The sequence below is a fragment of the Streptomyces sp. NPDC005808 genome, assembly GCF_042871385.1.
GTDB lineage: Bacteria > Actinomycetota > Actinomycetes > Streptomycetales > Streptomycetaceae > Streptomyces.
Map to the genome: position 1 here is coordinate 649,571 of NZ_JBIAIK010000001.1, position 23,476 is coordinate 673,046.

The following is a 23,476-nucleotide window of genomic DNA, read 5'->3' on the forward strand; positions in this document are numbered from 1 at the left end:
GCCTCACCTCCAAACACACGCCCCGCCTCAAATCACACGCCCGCCTGAAAGCAGGCGTCCCCTCTGAAAAGCGCGTGCCCGCCCGAACCACCCGACGCGCCGAACCACCCGACGCGCCGAATCACCTGATGCGCCGAATCACCCGATGCGTCGAAGTGCCAACACCGCGTTGTGGCCGCCGAATCCGAAGGAATTGCTGAGGGCGAGGTCGCCGAGGGCGGGCAGCGGTCGCGGACTCTTGGTCACCAGGTCCAGTTCGATGGCGTCGTCCTGGTCCTCGCAGCCGATGGTCGGCGGAATGAGCCCGTGGTGGAGCGTGAGTACGGCGGCAACGGCCTCTACCCCGCCCGCGGCGCCCTGGAGATGCCCGAGGTGGCCCTTGAGCGCGGTCACGGGAACGCTCCTGCCGAGCACCGCCCGCAGTGCACCCGCCTCGGCGAGGTCACCGTCGGAGGTGGCGGTGGCATGGGCGTTGACGTGTACGACGTCCACGACATGGGCGCCTGCGTCGCGTACCGCCCGGCGCATCGCGAGTGCGACACCCTTGCCGGACGGATCGGGCGCAGCCATGTGGTGCGCGTCGGCGGACAGCCCCCAGCCGGCGGCCTCGCAGTAGATCCGGGCGCCACGGGCCCGCGCGTGCTCCTCGGCCTCCAGCAGCAGGAAGCCGGCCCCTTCGCCGTTGACGAAACCGTCGCGGTCCTTGGCGAACGGCCGGGAGGGGCTGGTGGATCCGAGGGCGTGGGTGGACAGTGCGCGCATCGCGGCGAACGAGGCCATGATCGCCGGCGTGATCACGGCTTCCGCACCACCGGCCAGGGCGATGTCGACATGCCCGTACCGGATGCGGTCGATGGCCTGCCCGATGGCCTCGGTGCCGGACGCGCAGGCGCTGCTCACGGTGCGGGCCTCGCCGGTGATCCGCAGCGCCAGCGACACCTGGGAGGCGGCCTGCGAGGGCACGGTCATCGGCGTGGTGAGGGGCGACACGGCGCGCGGCCCCTTGTCCCGCAACTGCCGGTCGCCGCCGACGAGCACGGAGGCGTCCCCGAGAATGGCGCCGACGCTGACCCCGACCCGCTCGGGTTCGAGCCCGCTCTCGACCGTCCCGGCCACGTCAAGGCCGCCGTCCTGCCAGGCCTCCCGTGCGGCGAGCACGGCGAACTGCGCGGCACGGTTCATCCGCCGAGCCTGCGGCCGGGGCAGCAGCCCCGCGGGATCCACGGGAACACTCCCCGCGATCCGCACAGGCAGCCCGTCGAACTCCGCACCTGCCAACTCGGTTATCCCGCAACGCCCTTCGACCAGCCCCTGCCAGAGCTCGTCCACGCCTATCCCGAGCGGCGTCACGGCCCCGAGCCCGGTCACGACGACCCGCCGAGGCCGCTAAGCAGCCGGCCACCAAGTCGACTGCCCAAGCTGCCGGAAAGAAGACGGCGGCGGCGAAGAAGACCACGGCGAAGAATCCCCCCGCGGCAAAGAAGGCGTCCCCCCGAAAGCGCACGTCGGCCTGAAGTCATGTGCGTCAGCTCAAAGCGTGCGGCGGCTCAAATCGTGCGTCCGCCCAAAGCGTGCGTGCGTCTGAAGGCAGGCGCCTCACCTCAAAGCGTGCGGCGGCTCAAATCGTGCGTCCGCCCAAAGCGTGCGTCCGTCTGAAGGCAGGCGCCTCACCTCCAAACACACGCCCCGCCTCAAATCACACGCCCGCCTGAAAGCAGGCGTCCCCTCTGAAAAGCGCGTGCCCGCCCGAACCACCCGACGCGCCGAACCACCCGACGCGCCGAATCACCTGATGCGCCGAATCACCCGATGCGTCGAAGTGCCAACACCGCGTTGTGGCCGCCGAATCCGAAGGAATTGCTGAGGGCGAGGTCGCCGAGGGCGGGCAGCGGTCGCGGACTCTTGGTCACCAGGTCCAGTTCGATGGCGTCGTCCTGGTCCTCGCAGCCGATGGTCGGCGGAATGAGCCCGTGGTGGAGCGTGAGTACGGCGGCAACGGCCTCTACCCCGCCCGCGGCGCCCTGGAGATGCCCGAGGTGGCCCTTGAGCGCGGTCACGGGAACGCTCCTGCCGAGCACCGCCCGCAGTGCACCCGCCTCGGCGAGGTCACCGTCGGAGGTGGCGGTGGCATGGGCGTTGACGTGTACGACGTCCACGACATGGGCGCCTGCGTCGCGTACCGCCCGGCGCATCGCGAGTGCGACACCCTTGCCGGACGGATCGGGCGCAGCCATGTGGTGCGCGTCGGCGGACAGCCCCCAGCCGGCGGCCTCGCAGTAGATCCGGGCGCCACGGGCCCGCGCGTGCTCCTCGGCCTCCAGCAGCAGGAAGCCGGCCCCTTCGCCGTTGACGAAACCGTCGCGGTCCTTGGCGAACGGCCGGGAGGGGCTGGTGGATCCGAGGGCGTGGGTGGACAGTGCGCGCATCGCGGCGAACGAGGCCATGATCGCCGGCGTGATCACGGCTTCCGCACCACCGGCCAGGGCGATGTCGACATGCCCGTACCGGATGCGGTCGATGGCCTGCCCGATGGCCTCGGTGCCGGACGCGCAGGCGCTGCTCACGGTGCGGGCCTCGCCGGTGATCCGCAGCGCCAGCGACACCTGGGAGGCGGCCTGCGAGGGCACGGTCATCGGCGTGGTGAGGGGCGACACGGCGCGCGGCCCCTTGTCCCGCAACTGCCGGTCGCCGCCGACGAGCACGGAGGCGTCCCCGAGAATGGCGCCGACGCTGACCCCGACCCGCTCGGGTTCGAGCCCGCTCTCGACCGTCCCGGCCACGTCAAGGCCGCCGTCCTGCCAGGCCTCCCGTGCGGCGAGCACGGCGAACTGCGCGGCACGGTTCATCCGCCGAGCCTGCGGCCGGGGCAGCAGCCCCGCGGGATCCACGGGAACACTCCCCGCGATCCGCACAGGCAGCCCGTCGAACTCCGCACCTGCCAACTCGGTTATCCCGCAACGCCCTTCGACCAGCCCCTGCCAGAGCTCGTCCACGCCTATCCCGAGCGGCGTCACGGCCCCGAGCCCGGTCACGACGACCCGCCGAGGCCGCTTGGAACCGCTGCCGGCACTCGCACGCGGCCGCGGAAGATGCCGTACGACATATCCTTCCGCGACTTCCCGCGCGGCCTGTTCCCGCAGCCCCGAGTCCGACACCGGCTCCTCTTCCCGGCTCTCGAGGTGCCGGTACCACTGCCCCCACCGGCGGCTGTACGACTCCTCGACGGCCCCGGGGTCGACTGCGCGCAGGGAGGTGACCTGATCCCCGTCCCTGAATTCCACCGTTTCCAGATCGGCGGAATCGATCTCGGGAATCCCGGCGACGTCCATCCGCCGACACCCCACCGTCACTTGGTGATCCCGCCGGAACACCCGCTCGTGATCACTTCCTCCGAGAGGCGGCCGCAGGGCCAGCCGAATGGTCCGCGGGTTCTCGGGCAAGGTGTGCATCACCACGTACCACCTGTCCGCCACCACATCCTCTTCCGACAGAGCGAGGAGATCACCGGGAATCACTTCGGCGACCGTGACTGCGTGGGGCTGCACGGGGACGTCGGAAGAATTGCGCATGCGAGAGGGAGCTTTCTGGGCCGGTTGGACAGGAAATATCCAGCCCAACTGTTAACGACAAACAACCGCTTGCCTAGACGCATCCACCCTTATTGTGCGCAACGTCACCCAGAATGGGGCCCGCCTCCTCCGGAGGAATGCGGCAGAAAGATCAGGTGCAGAAAGATCAGGTGCAGAAAAATCAGGGGCAGAGGCCGGGAAAGTGTTGCTGCTTGCGACGTGCCGTCAGAAAGGCCCGAGCTCGCGGCTGTTCGGTGCGACCGGGCGAAGCCAGCCCAGAGGCTACTCGATTGACCTGACGCGATATGGGCGATTTATTCCTTACGTCCAAGATGGCTTGGCCATCGCCCCAGAAGGCCACCCTGAGCATCGTCCGCCGCGACCAGCTCGTCCTGCCCAAGGACACCGACGGCCCCTCCCCGAGACCTGCTGACACCAGGCCCCGTCAGCATGTCCGGGGGCGCCCGGTCCGGGCCGTGGACACCCAAGGAGACAACGTGGCTCCGAACGAGTGGACTTCGCCGAACGCGTGCCCGACGAAGACCTCCACCCAGGGGTCGGATGGTGACGTTGCCACCTCAGCCCCTGACCTGGAAGAGGCGCCTGCACATGCGACGTACCCCCTCCCGCCGCGTCTTCGCCGCCACCCTGCTCGTGGCGTCCGTACTGGCACCGCTGACCGCGATTCCCGCGACGGCCGTCAACGCGTCGGCGGCAGTCGCCCGACATGACAGGGGCGACGAGCACCCGCCGCAGCTCGATCACAAACTGACTGTCAGACTGGACAAGGCCATCGAGAAGGTCCGCAGGCAGGCGGACATCCCCGGCGTCGTCGTCGGACTGTGGATGCCCGGCAAGGGAAGCTACGTCCGTGCGACCGGGGTCGCCGACACCGCCACCGGCGAGCCGATGACCACCGACAAGTTCTTCCGGATCGGCAGCGAGACGAAGACCTTCACGGTCACCGCGCTGCTCAAGCTCGTCGACGACGGTCGTATCGGCCTGGACCGCCCGATCTCCGCCTACGTCGACGGCGTACCCGACGGCGACCGGATCACGCTGAGGCAACTGGCCGAGATGCGCAGCGGTCTGTTCCCCTACAGCGCCGACCCCGACTTCGTGCACGACCTGCTGAGCGACCCGAGTCGCACGTTCACCCCGCAGGAGGTGCTCGCCTACGGCTTCAAGCACCCGAACACCTTCGAGCCGGGGACGGCGTTCCAGTACTCCAACAGCAACCTCGTACTCCTCGGCCTGGTCATCGAGAAGGTCACCGGTCACCGCCTCGCCGACGTCATCGAGAGGCGGGTGCTCCGCCCGGCCCACCTGCGGCACACGCTGTTCCCCTCGGGCCCCGAGTTCCCCGAACCGCACCCGCGCGGCTACACCAACCAGACGCTGAGCGGCGAGGTCGCCGACTCCACGGACTGGAACCCCAGTTGGGCCTGGGCGGCCGGCGCGATGATCTCGAACCTGCACGACCTGCGCCGTTGGGCGAAGGTCGTAGCCACCGGCGAACTCCTCAGTCCCGAAACCCAGGCGGAGCGACTCAAGACACTCCCGACCGGCTTTCCCGGCCTGAGCTACGGCCTCGGCATCTTCAAATCCGGCGGCTGGATCGGCCACAACGGCTCCATCCCCGGCTACGAGACCGTGACCGTCTATCTGCCGTCGAAGAAGGCCACATTGGTCGTCATGATCAACACCGACATCACCGACGCGGGACAGGAACCGTCCTCGCTGCTCGCCCGTGCGATCACGGAGATCGTGACCCCGGACAACGTCTACGACCGCCCGGCCCCCACACGCCACAACGCCCGGCCCGCCGGACGCTGAGCCGAGGTCCGGACACTCCGCCCCGGTGCCCCTGACCGCTCGTGCCGGTCACCCCGGTCACCCCGGTCACCTCCACGTCCCTCTGAAGATCCACGCAAAGTGCGTCGCCGACCGGCGCACCGTCATGGGACAGCTTTCGGCGGCCTTCGCCTGCACGGGTTGCAGATACGTCACGACCCTGTCCTCAGCGACAGTGCTGATGGCGGGGTCGTGACGTATCTGCGCACACCGCTTCGGAGGAGGCGTGTGGAAAACGCAGATGGCCCCTGGTCGGCGGATGCCGGCCAGGGGCCATCTGACGACGGTCGGGCTATGCCGACCGGCCTACCGCGTCAGCCGTCGTTCTCGGCCGACGGGAGGTTGGCGCCGGGGACGTCCTTGGGTGCGTACATCTTCTTGTCACCCGGGTAGGGCTTGTTGAAGTTGTGGGTGTCGTACCAGGTGTAGCGGTCCATCTGCTCGTTGTTGGCGTAGTCCGGCACGGCGTTGTCGCCGGTCAGACGCTGCTTGGAGAGCCAGCTCTTCCACTCGTCCGCCAGCGGCTGCTGCGGCGCCGGGACCGCCACCGAGGTGGGCGCGGCGGCGGCCGCAGGGTTCTGCGGGGCGGGGGTGTCCACACCACAGGACGGGGCCGGGCTCACGCCGAGGGTCAGCGAGGTCCGGTTGGCCACGGTGTTGAACGGCGTGAAGTCGGGCTTGTTCGTGAACGCGCCGGCCATCGGGGTGGCCGCGGTGTCCATCTGGTTCATCGGGTGGATGCCGAGGATCTGCTCGATGGTGCGGACCATCGTGACCTGCGAGTAGTAGTGGCTGTCGACCGTGCCGTGGTTGGCGTACGGGCTGATGATCTGGACCGGCGCGCGGTGGCCGTCGACGTGGTCCTTGCCGGCCTGGGAGTCGTCCTCGACGATGAAGATCGCCGAGTCCTTCCAGTACTTGCTGTGCGTGATCGTGTCGACCATGCGGCCGACCGCGAGGTCGTTGTCCGCGACCTGGGCGGCGGAGTTCGCCGGGCCACCGGTGTGGTCGTTGGAGTACCAGAACATGTTCAGGTTCGCGGGACCGTTCTTCTTGAAGTCCTGCTCCCAGACCTGCTCCTTGTAGACGTCCGGCACGCTGGTGTCGAACTTCGGGAAGCCCTGCACCGAGACGTCGTTGAGCGAGGGGATCGCCGAGCCCGTCTTGATGGGGTACTTGGACGGCGAGCCGGTCGCGGCCATGTCCTTGCTGTCGCAGTACAGGTTCTGCCAGCTCGCACCCGACGGCTTCTCCTCCAGCGTCTGGAACTCGCCGAAGTTTTTGACGGACTTTCCGGCCGCCTTGGCACCGGTCCAGATGAAGCCGGACTTCTGGTGGCCGAGGACGTCGTCCTCGGTGTCGTAGGAGCGCGTGTACTCACCGGCGGAGGACTCGGTGTACTCCGGGTTGTCCGCCTGGTTCAGCCAGTTGTGGCCCTCGGCGGAGTTCGTGGCCATGTCGTAGAAGTTGTCGTACAGGCCGAACTGCTTGGCCAGCGCGTGCTGGTTGGGCGTGACGTTCTCGCCGAACGTGGTCAGCGAGGGGTCGCCGTTGCCCTGCGGGATGTCGCCGTAGAGCTGGTCGTAGGTGCGGTTCTCCTTGACGAGGTAGAAGACGTGCTTGATCGTCGAGGGGTCGCCGAGACGCGCCGGGACCGGCACCGCGGGCACCTTGCCGTTGTTCTCGGACAGCTTGAGCGAGTCGCCGCTCCAGCCGTTCATCTGGAACACCTTGGGCGTGTACGACTTGATCTCGTCGTCGCTCGGCAGGGTGAACGTGGTCAGGCTGGAGGTGGTGTCGTGGGTGCCGTGGTTGGAGGGGTTACGGCGGGCGTCTATACCACGGGTGTTGGAGACGACGATCTTCCCATCGACCTGGGCGATCTCCGAGGGGAAGTAGTCCGTCGGGAGCAGGCCGACATAGCGGGCGGGCGTCGCCGCACCCGAGTAGCGGTAGACCGCGACGGCGTTGGCGCGGCCCAGGGTCACCAGCAGACGGCCGTCGTCGGTGAGGGTGACGGCGTTGGGCTGGTAGCCGTCCGAGGACTCGGCCCACGGCTGGGTGGAGATGGTCTGGACGACCTTGTCCGTCTTGCTGTCGATGACGGAGACGCTGTTGTCGAAGGTGTTGGTGACGAACAGCACGCCGTTCTTCGCGTACACGGCGGTCGGGTGCAGACCGACGTCGATGGTGCCCACGGCGGCGGACGCGTCGGCGGTGTCGATGACGCTGACGGTGCCGGTGGTGGAGGCGCCGGTGTCACCGTTGGCCGGGACCTGGGTGCCGTAGGAGTTGATGGTGGTCTCGCCGGCCCTGGCCGGGCGACCGCCCTCGTTGGAGACGTACAGCTTGCCGCCGACCAGGGCCAGGCCACGCGGGGCGGTGCCGGTGGTCCAGGTCGTCTTGATGGTGCCGGTGGCGGCGTCGATGGCGACGACCTTGTTCTGGCCGTTGACCGCGCCGTACACGGTGGAGCCGTCGGCGGAGAACACCGCGGCGCCCACGAGGGCCTGGTGGCCGCTCACCGTCGGGATGTTCACGGCGACCGGGTTGGCCAGGGTGCCGTCGGCGTTGACGGTGAACTTGGTGTAGCCGGTCGCCTGCCCCAGCCACAGCGACGTGCCGTCGGGCGAGTAGGTCGGGCCTTCCTGGCCCACGGTGCTGCTGCTGATGCGCAGGTTGTCGGCGGCGTTGGTGCCGATCTTCTGCGCGATCTTGCCGGTGGACAGGTCCATGATCACCAGGGCGGCGTCGCCGTCGGTGACCGAGGCGGCCAGGTGCTTGCCGTCAGGGCTGACGACCGACGACATGATCTTGCCGCTGTTGATGACGGTGCGGTCACCATAGGGGTTGATGTACTGGCCGTCGGAGAGGACCGTGCCGTGGTCGGTGACCTGGCCGACCTGCTCAGTGCCGAACTTGGCCGTGGAGGCTACGGCCGTGCCCGTGACGCCGAGGGCGACCGCGATGCCCGCCGTCACCATGAGCGACCGGCGCCCGACTCGTCTGCCGAGGACGTGGAACTGACCCTTCTGGCTGACCTGGCGCTGCCGAATTACCTGCATGGAGACTTATCCCTTCGAGGTGGTACCGAGCAGGTCGACGTTCCCGTCGAACTGCCACATGGGGTTCGGTGCGTCCCCATCGGGGGTCCGCAACAGGAAGTAGCCGTTCACTTCCTTCGGTCCGTCGCCATCGGCGACGAACCGCCCGTCTGAGGTGACGTCCAGTTGGTAGATGGCCTGACCAGTGGTCTGGACGCCGGGGAGATGCCACGAGACGACGCAGCGCCAGTCGTTGCCCGGCCCTTCTGCGCTGTCCTGGACGTGGCCCTTGCTGCACGCCGCCGTGGCCTTCAACTGGGCCTCGGTGACGGCGGGTCGGTGGAGTTCGTCGGTCTGCATGCGGTACAGGTGCGCGAACGCCGTGGCGACCGAACGCTGCACCTTGTCCTGCTGGATCCCGGAGCTTGTTGCCGAGGTCGTCGCGGCGACGACAGCGAACGACACGGCGGCGACCCCGACGAGCGGCAGGACTCCGACGGTGATGGCGCGGCGGCCCGAACCGTCGTGGCTCAGGTTGGTGAATTCGCGCCGTACGAAGAGGACATAGGCCAGCGCCGTGGCGGCCGCGGCCCACACGAGGCTGACGGCGATGCCGATCAGCAGCGGGGCGAGTTGCTGCGGGCTGGTGAACAGACCGTTCCAGGAGATGAAGGCGTAGCTGGGCAGGGCGACACGGACGGCCACGGGCAGCGGCAGCATCTGGGCGACGGCCATCGCGAGTGACACGAGTACGGGCACCAGCAGCCCCATGGGGGAGCGGCCCAGGGTGACCGAGCCGAGGAAGCCGAGTGCGGCGAGTGCCAGGGTCGGGGCGAGGACGCAGATCCAGGAGAACAGGACCTGGACGGCGGCGTCGGACGGTGCCAGGAGATGGCCGTCGAGGCCGACCAGCGGCTGGTTGCCGACCGCCAGGAGGCCGCCGGCCGTGCTGGAGACGGCGAGGCCGGCCACGAGCAGCAGCAGGACGGTGAGGCTGGCGGCCACCTTCGCCACGAAGATCCGCCGAGGTGAGCGGACCGCCACGAGCAGTTGGCGCCAGGTGCCGAGCCGGTCCTCGGAGGCGAACACGTCACCGGCCACGACCGAGGTCAGCAGCGGGAGCGCCCAGGTGCCCGCGAAACCGAGCATGACCAGCGGGCCGGCCCAGCCGGAGGCGTGCATCCAGCGCCCGAAGAGGGTGTCCACGGGAAGCGTGCTCTGCCGGCTCACGCCGGCGACGAAGAGAGCAGGAACGATCCAGCAGGCGAGGACCAGCAGGCGGATCCGCCACTGGGAGACGAGCTTGACGAGCTCGAAACGACAGGCGCGGGTGACGGGGATACGACGGCCCCGGGTCACCGGCTCGTGTTCCTGTTCCGGGCTCGGGGTGAGGGTCGCGGTCATCGGCCGGCCTCCTGCTGCTCGGTGAGGGCGAGGAACGCGGCTTCGAGCGGCGACACCACGGGAGTGAGTCCGCGCAGCGCGACGCCCTCCTCCACGAGCCGCACCACGAGGTCGTCCAGAGCGGGCACCAGGGCGCGTACGACGAGCAGTTCGGCGTCCTGGCGTACCCCGGCGTCGTCGACGACCCGGACCCCGGGGACCTCGTCGGCCACCCGGTGGGCGGCCCGCGGGTCGGAGGTGAGCAGCCGGTAGTCGAGTTCACGATTGTCGGTGGCCAGCTTGTTCAGCGGGCCGGAGAAGACAACGCGTCCGGTGGCGACGATGGTCACCTCGGAGCACAGCGCCTCGAGGTCGTCCATGTTGTGGCTCGACAGGAGGACGGCGGTTCCGTCGGCTGCGAGCCGGGTGAGGACACCGTGCACGTGCTTCTTGCCCGCCGGATCAAGGCCGTTGGAGGGTTCGTCGAGCACGAGCAGCCGGGGCTTGGTCAGCAGGGCTGCGGCGAGTCCGAGCCGCTGGCGCATGCCGAGGGAGAAGCCGCGGGTGCGGTCGTCGGCGACGCCGGTGAGGCCGACCTCGGCGAGTACGTCGTCGATACCCGCCGTGCGCGCGTCGTGGCCGCGGAGGGCGGCCAGCGCGGTGAGGTTCTGTCGCGGGGTCAGCGAGGGGTAGAGAGCGGGACCGTCCACGAAGCCGGCGACACCGTCGGCAGCGTCGAGTGCCCGCCCGACCGGCACCCCCAGGACCTCGAGGCGACCGCTGTCGGCAACCGCGAGCCCCAGCAGAAGACCGAGCAAGGTCGTCTTCCCGGCGCCGTTCGGTCCGACCAGGCCGTGGATGTGCCCTTGCGTCACATCGAGGTCGATGCCGTCGAGGGCGACGACGTCACCGAAACTCTTAGTGATGCCGCGAGCCCGGATTGCGTGGATCTGTTCCATGAGTCCCTTCCTTCAAGAGCCTCAAGGACCATAGAGATTGCCCATGTTGCTCACAGGGACCACTAGTTGAATGTTGATCTAACACGAAGCGACTTGGCGTTCGCGACGTTGTCACCGGGCCGGAGTCGCCCACGCTTCAACCAGCGAACTTTGCGATTCCTTGATCAAAGGCGCCGGAGCGAATTCAGGAGTTGCGATCGCGAACGATATTGGCTACTGGAGGGTTGACTGAGAAGTAACCCGTCCGCATGGACGGAGGGGCGCGGCGGGCGGGTTGACGAGAAGTCAGCCACCGGGGCAAGGGTGGTCACCCTGTGTCACCTTTTAGCGAGACCGAACCGCCCACGCGGCCTCGCAGCCGTACGGCAAGAGCAATAACCGCTGCCCGAAATCCAGTTGATTGCCGGGAGTGTTGGCCTGTGTGCCGGTGTCGGAGCAGGGTCGTGCGGCCGCGTCGGAGGGGCCGAGTGCAGGGGCGGTACGGCGGTACGGCGGGCCGTTGGGGCGGGACTCGTGCCACGAACGGCCGTTCGGGTTAGATCTTGATGACGGTGCCACGTCCACCGCACAGTGCGCTGTGCTCCTCCGGGCCCCATGTCAGCACGGTGACGGGGGCGTGGGCGGCCAGGGCGGTGGCGCTGAGCATGGCGTCGACGGCGTGCCTGTGGCCGTGCAGTCCGGCGTCGGCGAGGAGAGCGGCCGCGTGGCGGGTGATGGCCTCGGTAACCGGTTCGACGACAAGTCGGGACAGCGTCCACTCCAGGGCCGGTCGGTTGATCCGAAGATCGACGACTTCGACAAGAGCTGCCGCAGAGGTCACTACGCGCAGGCCGTCGACGCGGACACGGACACGGGCGCGGGCGTGGGCGAGGGCGAGCCAGCCGGTGACGGTGCGGTCGCGCAGGATGGCCGGCCTTGGCCGCCCCTTCACCATCGAGGACCAGGGTGCCGCCGGGGACGGCGGGCTGGTGGCCGGTGGTGGGTGGCTCGGCGAGGATATTCACCGTTTGGCTCGGGTTCTTTCGACGGGACAGGACAAGAGTGCCGAGAGTCAGCCGCTGACCTGCCGTGTCCGCCGTCATCAAATGGAGGCGTTTGACAGCGAACCCAGTCGTTCCGTTTTCGTTGCCAGTGGACCTGGTCGTACGGGGCGAAGGACTGGGGATGCCGAGTGCCCTCACCGACGGGGCTGCCGGCCGGTGGCAGTGACCCGGGTACGGTCGGCGACCCGCCGGTTGCGCCCGTATCCCGGCCGCGGTGTCAGTGGGTGGGAGCGTGGTGGTGCGGAGTCGGCTTACGGGCCAGGATCTGAATCCCTGCTGACTCATGGCCGTTCATGGTGGAAACGGTGATGTGTCGGGTGTTGAGGGAATCGAATCCGGCGAGCAAAGAGCTGAACCAGTCGTGCGCGTGGTGGCGGCAGACTGCGCCGTCATCGGTCCTGAACACTCCGTAGGTTCCGTATTGTTCGGCGAAACTGGCATAGCGGTCGCGATTGCGCTGGTCGTCCTGCAGAAGAAGGTCGCTGAGGTACAGCAGTCCGCCTGGCTTGAGGACACGGCTCAGCTCACCGATCAGCCGTCGTTGCGCGTCGTCTCCGGGAATGCAGGTCAGCACCGCGAAGAGCAGGACCGCATCGACGCTCTCGTCAGGCAAGGCCAGTGTTGGCGGCGTGTCCAGCACCGCGAAGCGCATGCCGGGGTGCACACGGCGGGCCTCGGCGATCATCCCTGGCGAAGCGTCGACGCCGCACAGGTTGCCGAAGCCCTGCTGTTCGAGGACGTTCATGGTCCGGCCGTATCCGCAGCCGTAGTCGAGAATTTCGGCACTCCGGCTGACGTCGTCCAGCCACGGCATGTGCAGCGGGTGCGTGAACCGCTTCGTGCCCGCGGCCGCGTCCCAGTAGTCGGTCTGACTGTCGAGGTCGGACACGGCAGGTACCTCCATCGGCGTCTTCGGAAGACTGATCACGCTGCCACGGTCTTGGGGCGTTCGACGAGGTGCCCAGGTTCGAAGCGGACTCCGGCGCGGACGAGCAGAGGCAACAGACGGGACTGATCATTCGACATCCAACCTAGCCGCCCCGGGCCAGAACACCGCACCGGCCCAACTCGGCTGCCAAAGGACATGCCGGAAGGCCCCTCAAGACCATTACGTCACCCCTACGCGATCGATCTACGCGAGCACTGACCGCTGCCTCGGCTGCACACGGCTTGTAGATACGCCAAGACCCCGTCCTCAGCTACAGCGCTGACGGCGGGGTCTTCGGGCACCTCATACAGGGTGCCCCCGGCAGGATTCGAACCTGCGCACACGGCTCCGGAGGGCACGCCGTACCTGTCCCGGTGCGGCCCCCTGAACTGCAAGAACGCGACCGGCCGAGCCTGGATCAGGAGCGTTCACTCGCCACTCACTCGGGGAGGCTCCGCGGAGCCCTCCCGGCACGGTACGTGGCTCGCGTGACTTCCTTCGGCCCTCAACTTTGAGCCTCGTGGCGAGAACAGCGCTCTACCTGCCATTGATTTGCCCGGTCACCCTGTCAAGAGCGGTGGGCACGACAACTGGCTGAGTGTGGGGAGCGCTTGGGGGGGGCTGGTGGCCTACGTTCCGATTTTGAAGGGCAAGGCGGGGGAGTTTCTGGCGCTTGGACACGTCACAGCGGAGGTGCAGGCTCAGCTCCGCCCAGTGATGGAGATCGTGCCGGACTTTGAGCTCCGGGACTTGCTGGAGACCTTCTGCGATCACGCGATGGAGAACGTGCCAGACAGCATGGTCCTCACGGTTGACTGTGGTGCGTTGCCCCCAGTTCGCGTGCTCAGAGGGGACGCGGGTGGGCCCATGGCGCGGGTTGGGGAGTCTCTGGGGCTCCGCGGTGTTGCCATGTGTCCGGTCTTCAGGTGTTCCGATACTGACGAAGTGTTGGCTGAAGTAGCAGCAGTGTCCGCCGGCCACCGACAGGGAGCATGCCTGCGGGTATCTACGACGAAGAGCCTGAACGATCCGCTCCCCTGTGCAGACGAGATACAGGACGTGCTCCGAGCGGTACAGCTGGCTCCAGAGGAAGTCGACTTGCTGCTTGATGCCGGTCCAGTGCACTCGGATCGGGCCCGGGAAGCCCTGGCCGAAGCGACCACTGAAGCCCTGAGGCGTCTCTCATGCTGGCCATGGAGGCGTCTCTGCGTGGCGGCTGGCGCCTTCCCGGTCAACCTGAAGGGATTCAAGCGGGGCGGAGCAACTCCTGTCGTCAGGGAGGACGCGCGATTGTGGCAGGCGGTCGCCGAGAAGTGGCCAAGTCAGCAACCTGAATTCGGGGACTTCGGCGTGACGTATCCCCGCATCCTGCCCAAGAGCCGTGGGACCCCAGATCCCAACATGCGATACACCACGGCGGCCGAGTGGCAGGTCTTCGTATATCCGCGCGTCAGGCCGGGCAACGATGACTTCTTCACCCTCAGCCAGGACCTGGTCAACTCGCCCTACTGGCCTGTCACCGGAGCCGCTACGTCGTGGGGGGACGCTCGACTTCAGGAATGCGCTCAACGGAGGCGACTGAAGGCCGGTGGGGGCACCGAGTGGCGCGCCTGGGCAACGTCGCACCATCTAGCCGTCGTAACGTCTCAGCTGGCGACGACTGGGCATCCATAGAGCCGTAGTCGCGGAGTGGTGGCAAGGCCACCATCGAAGCGGTGATTCGTCCCCAAAGGCTCCGGAGAGCATGCTCGGCGAGGGGGGGCATCGCCGCTCTGACCTGCGAGGTAGCTGCCGGACGTCGGCGCAAACCGGCGCTTCACGCACTCCTCTCGCACTGTTCTCGCGGACCAGGCTCTGCGGGCAGGCCGAGTCGGCAGATTTACAGACCGCGCGGCCAGCACAGCCCGACCAGCGCTTGCGCGTGCATGTGGCAACTCCACCCCACATCGGCCCCACTGGCAGCCGTCACCGGACCCGTGCCGGTAGCCGCCCGAAACCAGACGCCCTCTGGAGACCTGCGCCGCTCAATTGCGTCTACCGAGCCCCGCCACCAGGACGTCCTCGCCTTCACCAAGGCCAGGGGCACAGCCGCACGGGCCCACCATCCGCTGGTCCTTCTCAGACGCGGGAATGCGGCGGCGCCTGGCGGCGCCGGGGACCTCAAATCCGAGGACCGCTGGAAAATGCTGGCGCTGGAGCGCGTTTGTGGGGATGTGACGGCCCGTTGAAAAGATCATGAATGGAGCAACTCCCACTTTTTGGTGAGAACTTACGTCGGAGGTCGTCCCTGTGCCATCCTGTCCCAGCCAGATCGCAGACCGTGAGGGTCCGGGACCGGGTGGGGGGCGGGGAGAGTTGTGACAGAAGCAAGACCGATCGACTTACTGGGGCTTTCTCCCGCGGCAGGATGTGGCTGCAAGGTTCCCCTGCAGAGGCTGAGCGGTTTCATGACCGCTGTGGACGAGATGGTCGGGACGCTCAATGCCACGCGTCGTGTGCATACCGACGGCCGGTCCCGGGATGACGCAGCGCTGTACGAAATCGCGCCCGACCGGTTGCTGGCCGTCACCGTGGATTTCGGGACGCCGGTCTCTTCGGATGCTGCTACCTGGGGTCGTGTCGCGGCGCTTAACGCCCTCTCGGACATTTTCGCCATGGGGGCGACCCCACTTCTCGCCCTGAGTGTTCTCGGCTGGCCCGATGGCATCGGCAAAGCGCCCATGCTGGCACTCACCCGGGCTGCAATCGAGGCCCTTTCTCAGGCCTCGGCAGTGCTGCTCGGCGGGCACACGATCATCTCTCCCACGCCGCTGTTCGGGCTCGCCGTCGTCGGGATTGCGAAACCCGGCGATGTGATGCTGATTCGCAACGCCCAACCTGGGCATCTGCTCATTCTCACAAAACCGCTTGGTACCGGAATCGTGCTGGCCGCAGTGAAAGCGGGAGTGGTCGGCCTGGAAGCCGCCTCGGCAGCCGAAGCGGTCATGACGTCGTCGAACCAGATGTCCGCCGAACTGGCCGTATCGGCCGGTGTGCGCGCCGCCACCGATGTCACCGGATACGGCCTCATCGGGCATCTGCACAACATGCTCAGCGCATCGGGGTGCGCGGCTGAGATCGATATGAAGCGTGTCCCAGCGCTGCCCTCGGCTGAACGACTGCTGGAGGAGCACGGTGTCGTACCGAACAGCGCGGAGCGCACCTACTTCGAACTCGAAGAGGAGATCGACTGGGGGCGGACGCCGTTGTCTGTGCGTTTTCTTCTGAGCGACCCGCAGACCTCCGGAGGGCTCCTGCTTGCCGCGGCGCCGGACGTCGCCGAGCGTTTTCTCACCGCCTGCGCGAAGGAGCGGCAGTTCGCAGCGGTCATCGGCTCAGTGACGGCAGGACGGCCCGGAGCCGTCCATGTGAGGGCATAGGCATGACCGATGCAGCAATCGCGGAGGCCGACCTCACATGAACGTAGGGGCTCCTCGCCGGATACTCGTCATTGCCGCCGTGGCGGGTCTGCTCGTGTTCACGACCGGCATCGCCGTTTCGGTTGCCACCAAGGGAATGGTGTGGACCATCGTTTCCGTGACACTCCAATCACTTGGCTCTGCCGTACTTTTTCCCATCCTGGTTTCCTTCGCGTACGACAAGCTGAGGGAGCGGTGGCTCGGGGACGAGGTGTGGCGCCTCTTCAACGAGTTGTCCGACGCTGGCATCACCCGGGTCTACAAGGACCGAGAATTCAATACGAATGCGGACAACGCGCAGACGCGACTCTCCGAGGAGTTCTTATCGCACCAAAGCGGTGAGATATACATTATGGGGCCGACTCTGCGCGTTTTCTTCAACCCGCTGGGTCCATTCTACCGAGACATCGAGCGGATGCTGCGGAACGCGAACGGTGCTGTCCGAATGCAGGCATTGATCGAGCATTCCGACAGCCCGGCAGTGCGAGAGAGGACATCGATCGAAGAGCCCAATCTGGCTCCGGGACAGAAGCCCCAGACCGAGCGGGACGCTGACTCTACGATCGCCACCGTGCTGAATGTCTGCGCCACTACAGGGTCCTACATCACGCTTCGCCGATTCATGCCAGCCCCGTACTGCACCGTCGTAATCTTTCCCAATGTCGCATTCTTCTCGCCCAACATCCTCGCGCCAGAAGCACCGGTGAGACTGCCGATGATTCTTTTTCGTTCGGGCTCCCATGGCTACCGCATGCTGAAGGCCTCATTCAATTACTTGTGGGACCACGCCGAGACCATCCAAGCCGTTCCCTAGGACGTCATGTGGAAGCGATAGGACAGCGGATCACTGGACGTTATGCGTCCCTCGCCGTCAACGGACCACCGGCGGAGGCCGCCAGGGACCTGGTGAACCTGGTCAACGTCCAGGGCGCAGGAGAGATCGCGATCACGCCAGCGTCGAAGCGGAGCCAGGTGAGTGAGGCACTCGAACGGCTTGACCCCACGGGCAGTTGGCGTGCCTGGTGGCACCGGGCGGCGGGTGAACCCGTTGAACTGACCGACGGCGCGCCTTCCCGGCTGCTGCCCACGCCCGTGCACGGCTTCCGTCCGTTCGGAGGAGAAGGGGATGCGGCTCCCCTGCTCGGGATCAACATCGGCGGCCACTATCTCCGGCTGGTCCGCATCCACCGCGGCGAGGTCGTCGACAGCCGGGAGAAGCGACTGGGCTCGGGGCGGCAGTCCTCGCTGTTCGGCATCTCGTTCCGATCGTTCCTTGAGATGCTGACCGGTGACGAACTCACCCACGATATCCGTGGCGTGGGCATCGCCTGGTCGGCGCCCCGCACACGAGTCGGCCTGCGCGCGATGTCGATCGTTACGGAAGGCGGCGGCGAAGTCGTCGGCCTCCTGGACACGGGCGAGCTCGACTCCGTGCTGACCAAGGCACTTGGCTGCCCGGTCCACAGTTGGAACGATGGGGAGGCCGTCGCGGCCGCGGAGGCCCTCGCCCGACCCGGCGGACGGGACCGCCCGCTGCTCGTCCTCAAACTCGGCACGTCGTTCGCCTCTGGGCTAGCCCTGGGGGCGCATGAGGTGTCGGCTCTGCCGATGCAACTGTCGAAGTGCCTGCCCAGGACCGTGCCACCCGAGCGTTTCGCCCATCCCATGGTCGGTCTCCACGGCACGGCACGCGATGCCCTCGGGGCTGGCTGCGTGTCGGAGACCTTCAGACTGCTCACTGACCGGCCGCGGGCTGACTTCGAGGACTACTGCCTGGCGGCCGTGCAGGGTGATCCTGTGGCCACGCGACTGGCACGCTCGGCGGCTCGCACCGTCGCGGAGACAGCGCACTTCGTGAGTTGTCTCTGGTCGCCGGTCGACCTGGTGCTGAGCGGCAGGAATCTCCGACAACTGCCCTACCGTCAGAAGTTCACGGAACTCGTACGGCACGAACTCGCTCTGCTTCCGTCCGGCATCACGCTTCTCGACCCGGCCGGCGACGTCAGCCTGTCGGCTGCACTGGGCGCGGCAGCCCTCTCACGAGCCCACACCTGAGCCCGACTGAAAGAGAGAGACTATGGACAGCCTGCAGGACGCCATCCGGGTGATCGAGCAGGACCAGATGGATCCCGGCGTTCTAGGCAGAGATGTCGTGGCGGCGGCAGTTGACGAGGTCGTCCGGGCAACCGCGGCGGCGTACACGGAGCAGAGCGCGTCCTACGAGCAGGCACGCGAGGCCGCGCCCTGGAAGTGGGACGAGTACCTGACCACGACCCTGCTGGAGCGGGTGCGTTCGAGGATCGCCGACAGCAGCCTGCCAGTGGGCGGCGCCACGCGGTGGCGGATGCTCGACGTGGGTGCAGGCTACGGGAGGGACGTGCTGCGCTTCGCCGAGGAGCCTGACATTGAACCCGTCGCCCTGGAGAACGCCGACGGGTTCGTACGGTATCTGCGTCGTGCCCAGGACGAGGGGCGCATCGGCCCGGACGGGGTGATGGTCACGGACATGCGTGACCTCAGCGCCGTCGAGGACGGCCGCTTTCACTGCATCCGCGTCCACGCCACCCTCCACCATCTACCTCTGGTGTCGCACGATCTGGGAGCGGACGAGGCCGTGGCCGGATTCCGGCGCGTCCTCGCCCCCGGCGGAGTGCTGTATGTGCTCGTCAAGTCCGGCACGGGCGTGAATGTCATCGACACAGGGGAAGGCCTCGGCGGAAGGTTCTTCCAGCTGTTCACGGCGGCTTCCTTGAGGCAGCTCCTGGAACGGCATTCCCTTTCCGTCGTCCAGATGGAGGAGGCCGTCGAACCGCGGTCATCCGGCAATGTGGACTGGCTGTTCGCCCTGGCCGTGGCGGAATAGGAGGCATGGTGCCGGAGGTCGCCGTCATCGGACGCTTCCAGCCCTTTCACTGGGGTCACTTCGAGTACGTGACGGAGGCCGCTCGGCACCACCCCCGGCTCGCCGTGGGCATCACCAACCCATCACCGGAGCGCACCCGGCACACGGGAGTCGACCCGAACCGCTCCACCGGGGAGGCGAATCCATTCACCTTCGAGCAGAGGTCTGCCATGGTTTCGACCAGTCTGGCGCGGCTGACTCCCCATCTGCGTCCGCGTATCGTGCCGTGCGACCTGCGGTCGCCCGCCACACTGCGGTCCTCCCTCGGTGACTGTGACGTCGTAGCGCTCACCGTCTACGACGCCTGGGGGCGTGAGAAGCAGACTCTGGCCGAGGCCGCCGGATACGAGGTCCTGGTGCTCTGGCAGAGAACGGCGAAACTCGTGACCGGGACGGAGGTACGCCGCCGCTGGCGTATGTCCCTCCCTTGGGACCATCTGGTGCCCTCCGGCACCGCGGAGCTGATCTGTTCGCTGAGGAGCTGACCTGCCATGTGCCTCGTATGGAGGCCGCGGGCCGTGCGAGGCCCGAGTCGGTCAGAGACCACAGCCTGGACGCGGGCGCGAGCGTCGAGCTTGGCAAGGAAGTCACTAATGTGGGTCTTCACGTTGAGCGGCTGGTGCCGGACGAGTTGTGGGAGCTGTTCCAGCGAGTTGTGTCGGAGGCGCCGTCGCGGCCCCAGGGTGGTGGTCGGCGTCGGCACGGCGACCGCGAAGTACTGGCCGCAATCGTCTTCGTGGCGACGTCAGGTTGCACGTGGCAGCAGTTGCCGGCCGCGTCGTTCGGGCCGTCCGGCGCGACGGCACACCGACGATTCACCGAGTGGACGAAGGCCCGAGTGTGGGCCAAACTCCACCGCCTGGTCCTCGACGAACTCGGATCCCGCGGGGAGCTGGACTGGTCCCGATGCGCGATCGACTCGGTCAACATGCGGGCCCTGAAAAGGGGGAGCTGACAGGCCCGAATCCTGTAGACCGGGGCAAGTACGGGTCAAAGATCCACTTGATCACGGAGCGGACCGGCCTGCCCCTGTCCATCGGTATCTCGGGCGCCAACACGCACGACAGCCAGGCCCTGATCCCACTGGTGAAGGGCATACCGCCGATCCGCTCCCGCCGGGGACGCCGGCGGCGCAGGCCCCACAAACTCCACGCCGACAAGGGTTACGACTACAACCACCTGCGGCGATGGTTATCCAGCCGTGGTATCCGGCACCGCATCGCCCGCAAGGGCATCGAGACCTCGCAACGACTCGGCCGCCACCGCTGGACCATCGAACGCACCATGGCCTGGCTCGCCGGATGCCGACGCCTGCACCGCCGCTACGAACGGAAAGCCGACCACTTCCTGGCCTTCGCCAGCCTCGCCTGCACCCTGATCTGCTACCGCAGACTCACCAAATGAGATGACCTCTAAGCGACTCTTCGCTGAACCGAATATTATCGATCAGAGTAGAAACTGATATTTCAGGCGCCTGTATTCCCTCGGTGGCTATGCTGAGGAGCGAAGCGATTTCGCTCTCTCCCAAGCGAAAGTGGTAGAGGGCGCTGGAGAGTTCCGTCTGCTGGGTCGAGGGCATGGTGGTCATTATGGTGACGGTGATGTCGGCCAGGCGGAGCTTTCGGGGAGCCGTTGAGAGGATCGACGCTGATAGCGGCCGTGGCGCCTGCGCCGAGCACGAGGGCTAGCTGCCGCTACTTACTCACTCGCTCCTCACTCGGGAACGCTGCGAAACAACGAGAGAGGGCGGGAGTCAGTGAGACTGACTCCCGCCCTCTTCTGTCGGCATCCGCCCAGGTCAGCACGTAGTTTCTGCTGATCTTCGGCGAGTGCCCCCGGCAGGATTCGAACCTGCGCACACGGCTCCGGAGGCCGCGGCAGTCCCAAGCGTTTATGCAGGTCACGCGCATAACTGACAGTTAATCAGCCTCGCGATCCCGCGCATGTCCCGCGAGGATGAAATGCTCTATATGTATCTCAATGTCCCATGGATGTGGCCTTCGGGAAGTGTTGCCGAGCCTTCGTTCCTTGGACGTTCCCCTCGGCGTCCCGTGCGGGAGCGGTGCGGGAGGCTGTCAGCTGTTCGGCGGGTTTTGCTTGTAGGTGCGGTGAAGGTAGGTCCGGCGTTTGGCGCCCCGATCGCGCGTACGTGCCTGGCGGGCGCGCACTGACTCTTCGCTGGATTCCGTAGCCAAGACAACGCTGTGCCCGGCGTTGACACGCTGCTTGACCAAGGCATGCAGCTGTTCCCTGGTGGTTCCGACGGTTCCGGTGAGCCCGTGCTTGACCAAGTCAATGAACTGGGTTCCAGTGAGGTGACGTTCGACCTGGTCGTATCCGAGCATCCGCGCGGTGCTGCCCGCTCGCTTCCCACGCGTGCAGTCGTCATCGAGCAGGAGCCGGATGTACGAGACAGGCAGATACATGCCCGGGGCCAGCCCTTGAGTCGGCCGCCTGTCTGCGCTCTGCGGCCAATAGGCGAGTTTCACAAAGCACGGGTCATTGCCGAGACGCCATTCGCTCGGCTGTGCCGGAGGACTGCTCAGCTTGGCTGTTTCTTCGAGGCGGTCGAGTTGGCTTCTCAGGCGTGCATCCACGTAGATCGAGCGAGTGTCCGGATCGATTCGCTTGTACTGGACGAAAACGAAGCTCTTGGTCGGCTCGTGGTAGTAGAGCATGTCAGTGCCGAGGCGCGACTCCACAGGCGTGGCATTGACGTTGACTACCTCGAGCCGCCGTCCTGATGCGTCTTGGAGTACGTGAATGTCGCAGCGGACCGTGTTTCCCTGCTGCCATTCGCTGAACATCCCGAACGCCTCGCCAGCGACGCGGACGTCGTAGTCGATGAGGCTGTGCTCCACGGGCTGTGGAATCAGCCCGGCCGTGTACGGAGCGTCTCCTGACGGCGGGCGCTGCCAAGCGGCAAGCGCGGAGAGAGGGAAGTCCGCGATGCGCAGCAGGCTGCCTGTCGCGTCGCGCTGCTCTTGCCATGACTGGTCGGCAGGGCTGTTTCCGAAGACAGGCGGGTCGGCTTGGGCTATCAGCCAGTCAAGGAGAGGGCCAAGCCCGGGCCACCTCGCGCGTAGCGCGCTTTCCAACGATTGCCATACGGCGTTGCTGCATGCGCCGACTGTGCCCAGCAGTGAAGCGCGGTCGAACTCTTGTCGCAGGGGCGCTGGTATGCCGTTGAGTATGCCGTCGAGACCGTCGAGCGGAACGGTCTCCAGGCACTCGCGGAGTGGATCGACGGTAATGCTTTTGTCGACGGCTCCCACGGTGCCATGACGAGCCACGATACCTATCCATGCGAGCCAACGTGACCGGTCGCGGCCGGACTGGGCGGGGGCCTCACCGATCAAGAGCACGATGGGCGGTCCGTCGAGAGCTGCGTCGATGTTCAAGCTCTTTGGGCGGGACTTGGTCAGGCGCTGCTCAATTCTGAACTTGCCCTGGTTGGCGTCGAGTTCGTTCGAGCTCAGAGTCACTATAAAGGCCACGCTCGGACCTTATCCCGGTGGCTGCGGCCATGGCCCAGATTGGAATGACTCCGCGGTTGGCGGCCCTGCGGTGGGGAGCGCCGAAGGGGATCGGTACCGCAGGGCCGATGCTAGACCTTGATGACAGTGATGCGAGAACCGCACAGGGCGGTTAGGTCCTCGGGGTCCGAGGTGAGAACCGTCGCCGGACCGGGGGCTGCGAGGGCGGTGGCGCCGAGCATGGCGTCGATGGCGTATTTGTGGCCGTGCAGGCCGGCGTCGGCGAGGAGGACGGCGGCGTGGAGGGCGATGGGTTCGGTGACCGGTTCGATGACGAGGCGGGAGAGGGTCCACTCCAGGGCCGGGCGGTTGATCCGGGGGTGGACCACTTCCACGAGGGTGGCCGCGGAAGTGATCACCCGCAGGTCGTCGGCGCGAGCGAGGGCGAGCCAACCGGTGACGGTGCGGTCGCGAAGGACGGCCTTCGCCAGCCCTTCGCTGTCGAGGACGAGGGTGCCGCCGGGGGTAGCGGGGGAGGGGCGGGTCACGCGGCGTTCGCCCCGCCTTGCGTTTGCTGCTGGCGGGCCTGGTGGAGCTGGTCGCGCAGGGCCTGGATCTCTTCGTCGGTGATGGGCCCGTGCTCGGCCTCGGCGACCTGGATGAGCTCGTTGAGATTGTCCCGCTCGATCTGGCGCGCGACGGCGGCGGCGACGTAGGCAGACAGGCCCGAAGGGCCGCTGCGGGCCCTGGCAGCCTCGGCGATGTCGCGAGGCATGGTGATTGAGTACTTTCTGGTAGGGTCACTCATGCTACTCATCCTACCTCCGATCCTCCCCGAGTGGGGCTGGCACAGCGAAGCC

Annotated in this window: 17 protein-coding genes and 1 pseudogene; 8 read left to right on the forward strand and 10 right to left on the reverse strand. The window is 67.0% G+C overall.

Annotated elements, in window-relative coordinates:
• Positions 1 to 138: 138 nt before the first annotated feature.
• Both ACFYPC_RS02945 and ACFYPC_RS02950 read right to left on the reverse strand, forming a co-directional pair.
• Positions 139 to 1,368, reverse strand: a complete 1,230-nt coding sequence (locus ACFYPC_RS02945) for a beta-ketoacyl-[acyl-carrier-protein] synthase family protein (RefSeq protein ID WP_388669654.1) — start codon at positions 1,366 to 1,368, stop codon at positions 139 to 141.
• A gap of 434 nt (positions 1,369 to 1,802) precedes the next feature.
• Positions 1,803 to 3,569 carry a beta-ketoacyl-[acyl-carrier-protein] synthase family protein gene (locus ACFYPC_RS02950; protein WP_388669656.1) on the reverse strand — a complete coding sequence of 589 codons (1,767 nt, stop codon included), beginning with the start codon at positions 3,567 to 3,569 and terminating at the stop codon, positions 1,803 to 1,805.
• A 609-nt stretch (positions 3,570 to 4,178) separates the two neighbouring features.
• On the opposite strand from ACFYPC_RS02950, the gene ACFYPC_RS02955 reads away from it, so the two are divergent.
• Entirely contained in the window at positions 4,179 to 5,405 is a 1,227-nt protein-coding gene (locus ACFYPC_RS02955; RefSeq protein WP_388669659.1) for a serine hydrolase domain-containing protein, read from the forward strand.
• Positions 5,406 to 5,737: 332 nt separating this feature from the next.
• Here ACFYPC_RS02955 and ACFYPC_RS02960 read toward each other — a convergent pair whose 3' ends face one another.
• From ACFYPC_RS02960 to ACFYPC_RS02980, 5 genes and pseudogenes are all read right to left on the reverse strand, one after another.
• Positions 5,738 to 8,488 (reverse strand): alkaline phosphatase family protein, encoded by a 2,751-nt coding sequence (locus tag ACFYPC_RS02960; RefSeq protein ID WP_388669662.1) that lies wholly within the window; start codon positions 8,486 to 8,488, stop codon positions 5,738 to 5,740.
• Positions 8,489 to 8,494: 6 nt separating this feature from the next.
• Complete coding sequence (locus tag ACFYPC_RS02965) at positions 8,495 to 9,871, reverse strand: ABC transporter permease (RefSeq protein ID WP_388669665.1); 1,377 nt, start codon at positions 9,869 to 9,871, stop codon at positions 8,495 to 8,497.
• Entirely contained in the window at positions 9,868 to 10,809 is a 942-nt protein-coding gene (locus ACFYPC_RS02970) for an ABC transporter ATP-binding protein (RefSeq protein ID WP_388669668.1), read from the reverse strand. Before ACFYPC_RS02970 ends, ACFYPC_RS02965 begins: the two co-directional genes overlap by 4 nt.
• A gap of 535 nt (positions 10,810 to 11,344) precedes the next feature.
• Positions 11,345 to 11,807, reverse strand: a pseudogene (locus ACFYPC_RS02975) (DNA-binding protein).
• Between the two features lie 262 nt (positions 11,808 to 12,069).
• The gene (locus ACFYPC_RS02980) at positions 12,070 to 12,741 is read right to left on the reverse strand and encodes a class I SAM-dependent methyltransferase (protein ID WP_388669671.1); all 672 of its coding nucleotides are present in this window, start codon (positions 12,739 to 12,741) and stop codon (positions 12,070 to 12,072) included.
• A gap of 663 nt (positions 12,742 to 13,404) precedes the next feature.
• Here ACFYPC_RS02980 and ACFYPC_RS02985 point away from each other — a divergent pair.
• The 7 genes from ACFYPC_RS02985 to ACFYPC_RS03015 all read left to right on the forward strand — a co-directional run bounded on the left by ACFYPC_RS02985 (position 13,405) and on the right by ACFYPC_RS03015 (position 20,544).
• Positions 13,405 to 14,454, forward strand: coding sequence for a hypothetical protein (locus ACFYPC_RS02985; protein WP_388669674.1), 1,050 nt, complete (start codon positions 13,405 to 13,407; stop codon positions 14,452 to 14,454).
• A 683-nt stretch (positions 14,455 to 15,137) separates the two neighbouring features.
• Positions 15,138 to 16,199 (forward strand): selenide, water dikinase SelD, encoded by a 1,062-nt coding sequence (gene selD / locus ACFYPC_RS02990; protein ID WP_388669677.1) that lies wholly within the window; start codon positions 15,138 to 15,140, stop codon positions 16,197 to 16,199.
• A gap of 37 nt (positions 16,200 to 16,236) precedes the next feature.
• Positions 16,237 to 17,052, forward strand: coding sequence for a hypothetical protein (locus tag ACFYPC_RS02995; protein ID WP_388669680.1), 816 nt, complete (start codon positions 16,237 to 16,239; stop codon positions 17,050 to 17,052).
• Positions 17,053 to 17,060: 8 nt separating this feature from the next.
• Positions 17,061 to 18,293, forward strand: coding sequence for a hypothetical protein (locus ACFYPC_RS03000; protein ID WP_388669683.1), 1,233 nt, complete (start codon positions 17,061 to 17,063; stop codon positions 18,291 to 18,293).
• A 22-nt stretch (positions 18,294 to 18,315) separates the two neighbouring features.
• Positions 18,316 to 19,101 (forward strand): class I SAM-dependent methyltransferase, encoded by a 786-nt coding sequence (locus ACFYPC_RS03005; RefSeq protein WP_388669685.1) that lies wholly within the window; start codon positions 18,316 to 18,318, stop codon positions 19,099 to 19,101.
• A gap of 5 nt (positions 19,102 to 19,106) precedes the next feature.
• Positions 19,107 to 19,625, forward strand: a complete 519-nt coding sequence (locus ACFYPC_RS03010; protein WP_388669688.1) for an adenylyltransferase/cytidyltransferase family protein — start codon at positions 19,107 to 19,109, stop codon at positions 19,623 to 19,625.
• 110 nt (positions 19,626 to 19,735) lie between these two features.
• Positions 19,736 to 20,544 (forward strand): IS5 family transposase gene (locus ACFYPC_RS03015; RefSeq protein ID WP_388669691.1). Its coding sequence is split into 2 segments (ribosomal slippage): positions 19,736 to 20,080 and positions 20,083 to 20,544, totalling 807 coding nucleotides; the frame shifts between segments, so codons are not numbered across the junction.
• 671 nt (positions 20,545 to 21,215) lie between these two features.
• On the opposite strand, the gene ACFYPC_RS03020 is transcribed toward ACFYPC_RS03015, so the two are convergent.
• The 3 genes from ACFYPC_RS03020 to ACFYPC_RS03030 all read right to left on the reverse strand — a co-directional run bounded on the left by ACFYPC_RS03020 (position 21,216) and on the right by ACFYPC_RS03030 (position 23,424).
• Positions 21,216 to 22,637: a hypothetical protein gene (locus tag ACFYPC_RS03020; RefSeq protein WP_388669693.1), complete on the reverse strand. Its 1,422-nt coding sequence runs from the start codon at positions 22,635 to 22,637 to the stop codon at positions 21,216 to 21,218.
• A 110-nt stretch (positions 22,638 to 22,747) separates the two neighbouring features.
• Entirely contained in the window at positions 22,748 to 23,164 is a 417-nt protein-coding gene (locus ACFYPC_RS03025) for a type II toxin-antitoxin system VapC family toxin (RefSeq protein ID WP_388669696.1), read from the reverse strand.
• Positions 23,161 to 23,424, reverse strand: a complete 264-nt coding sequence (locus ACFYPC_RS03030; protein WP_388669699.1) for a CopG family transcriptional regulator — start codon at positions 23,422 to 23,424, stop codon at positions 23,161 to 23,163. Before ACFYPC_RS03030 ends, ACFYPC_RS03025 begins: the two co-directional genes overlap by 4 nt.
• Positions 23,425 to 23,476 lie beyond the last annotated feature (52 nt).